The organism is Alloalcanivorax gelatiniphagus, from assembly GCF_005938655.1.
Lineage (GTDB): Bacteria > Pseudomonadota > Gammaproteobacteria > Pseudomonadales > Alcanivoracaceae > Alloalcanivorax > Alloalcanivorax gelatiniphagus.
Map to the genome: position 1 here is coordinate 1 of NZ_VCQT01000004.1, position 3,506 is coordinate 3,506.

Below are 3,506 nucleotides of genomic sequence, written 5' to 3' on the forward strand. Positions count from 1 at the left end.
TTTTTGGTGCGATATCGTTGATCGTTGCGAGTTCGTATGGCCTGAACGGTGCAGACTGTTTTGGGTTATATGGTCAAGTGACGAAGCGTGCACGGTGGATGCCTTGGCAGCCAGAGGCGATGAAGGACGTTGTAGCCTGCGATAAGCTCCGGTTAGGTGGCAAACAACCGTTTGACCCGGAGATTTCCGAATGGGGAAACCCACCTGTCATAAGGCAGGTATCACACACTGAATCCATAGGTGTGTGAGGCGAACGCGGGGAACTGAAACATCTAAGTACCCGTAGGAACAGAAATCAATTGAGATTCCGTCAGTAGCGGCGAGCGAACGCGGATTAGCCCTTAAGCATGTGACTGGTTAGGAGAACGGCCTGGGAAGGCCGACCATAGTGGGTGATAGTCCCGTATCCGAAAACCTGAATATGTGAAAACGAGTAGGTCGGGGCACGTGAAACCTTGACTGAACATGGGGGGACCATCCTCCAAGGCTAAATACTCCTGGCTGACCGATAGTGAACCAGTACCGTGAGGGAAAGGCGAAAAGAACCCCGGAGAGGGGAGTGAAATAGATCCTGAAACCGTGCACGTACAAGCAGTCGGAGCCCGCTTTGTTGGGTGACGGCGTACCTTTTGTATAATGGGTCAGCGACTTATTCTCAGTAGCGAGGTTAACCGTATAGGGGAGCCGTAGGGAAACCGAGTCTGAATAGGGCGACGAGTTGCTGGGAATAGACCCGAAACCGGACGATCTACCCATGGGCAGGTTGAAGGTGCGGTAACACGCACTGGAGGACCGAACCGGGATCTGTTGAAAAAGATTCGGATGACCTGTGGGTCGGAGTGAAAGGCTAATCAAGTCCGGAGATAGCTGGTTCTCCCCGAAAGCTATTTAGGTAGCGCCTCGTATATCACCACCGGGGGTAGAGCACTGTTTCGGCTAGGGGCCCATCCCGGGTTACCAAACCGATGCAAACTCCGAATACCGGTGAGTGCAGTACGGGAGACACACGGCGGGTGCTAACGTCCGTCGTGGAGAGGGAAACAACCCAGACCGCCAGCTAAGGTCCCCAAATTCCAGTTAAGTGGGAAACGATGTGGGAAGGCTCAGACAGCTAGGAGGTTGGCTTAGAAGCAGCCACCCTTTAAAGAAAGCGTAATAGCTCACTAGTCGAGTCGGCCTGCGCGGAAGATGTAACGGGGCTCAAACTGGATACCGAAGCTGCGGCAGTGTGCTTATGCATACTGGGTAGGGGAGCGTTGTGTAAGTCTGTGAAGGTGTGTTGAGAAGCATGCTGGAGATATCACAAGTGCGAATGCTGACGTGAGTAACGATAATGCGGGTGAAAAACCCGCACGCCGAAAGACCAAGGTTTCCTGCGCAACGCTAATCGGCGCAGGGTGAGTCGGCCCCTAAGGCGAGGCTGAAAGGCGTAGCTGATGGGAAACGGGTTAATATTCCCGTACTTCTTGTAACTGCGATGGAGAGACGGAGAAGGCTAGGCCTACCGGGCGTTGGTTGTCCCGGGGAAAGGTTGTAGGCTGAGGTGTTAGGCAAATCCGGCACCTTAAGGCTGAGAACCGAGACCACCGGCCCTTTGCGGCTGGGAAGTGGTTGATGCCCTGCTTCCAGGAAAATCTTCTAAGCTTCAGGTTACAAGGAACCGTACCCTAAACCGACACAGGTGGTTGGGATGAGTATTCTAAGGCGCTTGAGAGAACTCGGGTGAAGGAACTAGGCAAAATTGTACCGTAACTTCGGGAGAAGGTACGCCACTTGGTGTGAAGGGCTTGCCCCGTAAGCACTGAGTGGCCGCAGTGAAAAGGCCCCTGCAACTGTTTATTAAAAACACAGCACTCTGCAAACGCGTAAGCGGACGTATAGGGTGTGACGCCTGCCCGGTGCCGGAAGGTTAATTGATGGGGTTAGCTTCGGCGAAGCTCTTGATCGAAGCCCCGGTAAACGGCGGCCGTAACTATAACGGTCCTAAGGTAGCGAAATTCCTTGTCGGGTAAGTTCCGACCTGCACGAATGGCGTAATGATGGGGGCACTGTCTCCACCCGAGACTCAGTGAAATCGAAATCGCAGTGAAGATGCTGTGTACCCGCGGCTAGACGGAAAGACCCCGTGAACCTTTACTACAGCTTCACAGTGGACTTTGAGCCTGCTTGTGTAGGATAGCTGGGAGACATTGAAGCGGTGACGCTAGTCATCGTGGAGTCAACCTTGAAATACCAGCCTGGCATGTTTGAGGTTCTAACCCAGGTCCCTTATCGGGATCGGGGACATTGTGTGGTGGGTAGTTTGACTGGGGCGGTCTCCTCCCAAAGAGTAACGGAGGAGCACAAAGGTACCCTCAGCACGGTCGGACATCGTGCAATGAGCGTAAAGGTAGAAGGGTGCTTGACTGCGAGACCTACAAGTCGAGCAGGTGCGAAAGCAGGTCTTAGTGATCCGGTGGTTCTGTATGGAAGGGCCATCGCTCAACGGATAAAAGGTACTCCGGGGATAACAGGCTGATACCGCCCAAGAGTTCACATCGACGGCGGTGTTTGGCACCTCGATGTCGGCTCATCTCATCCTGGGGCTGAAGCCGGTCCCAAGGGTATGGCTGTTCGCCATTTAAAGAGGTACGCGAGCTGGGTTTAGAACGTCGTGAGACAGTTCGGTCCCTATCTGCCGTGGGCGTTGGAGATTTGAGAGGAGCTGCTCCTAGTACGAGAGGACCGGAGTGGACGAACCTCTGGTGTTCCGGTTGTCACGCCAGTGGCATTGCCGGGTAGCTACGTTCGGACGGGATAACCGCTGAAAGCATCTAAGCGGGAAGCCTCCCTCAAGATGAGATCTCCCTGACCCCTTGAGGGTCCTAAAGGGCCGTGGAAGACCACCACGTTGATAGGCGGGATGTGGACGCGCTGTGAGGCGTGAAGCTAACCCGTACTAATTGCCCGTGCGGCTTGACCATATAACGCCAAAGCAGTTTGCCCTCCTTGCTCGCAAGGAACAGGCAGCGAGCGGCAGCGATCAATGATCACGCTGAATAGACAAGCGAAAGCAACAGGTGTTGGACAAACCCTGACGCTGGACTTCTCATTCCCTGGAATTGGCTTTGCCTGTCCATCAACAGGCAAGGCAACCCTATTTGGCGAAAGCCAAACCGGTTTGCCTGACGACAATAGCGAGTGGGAACCACCTGAACCCATGCCGAACTCAGAAGTGAAACCACTCAGCGCCGATGGTAGTGTGGGGTCTCCCCATGTGAGAGTAGGTCATCGTCAGGCTCTTAAATACAAAACACCCCCGTCACGCCAGTGTCGGGGGTGTTTTGTATTTAGGATTTGATGCCGTCTCTCCCTACAAAGGCCCATGTGACCGCCGATGCACCGAAGGTGCCAGGCGGAGGCGCCGAAGGCGTCGCGAAGCGATGGCGAGCACCGCTCGCCACCTAAAGTAGGTCAGCCCTCCACCCCGTCAGGCATACCGTGCCAACCCATCGCGACTAAAGCGG

General features: G+C 54.6%; 2 rRNA genes. Both read left to right on the forward strand.

Annotated elements, in window-relative coordinates:
• The first annotated feature begins 71 nt into the window (after positions 1-71).
• Positions 72-2,963: ribosomal RNA gene (locus FGS76_RS00930) — 23S ribosomal RNA — on the forward strand.
• Positions 2,964-3,163: 200 nt separating this feature from the next.
• Positions 3,164-3,279 (forward strand): 5S ribosomal RNA (gene rrf, locus FGS76_RS00935).
• The last annotated feature ends 227 nt before the right edge of the window (positions 3,280-3,506 follow it).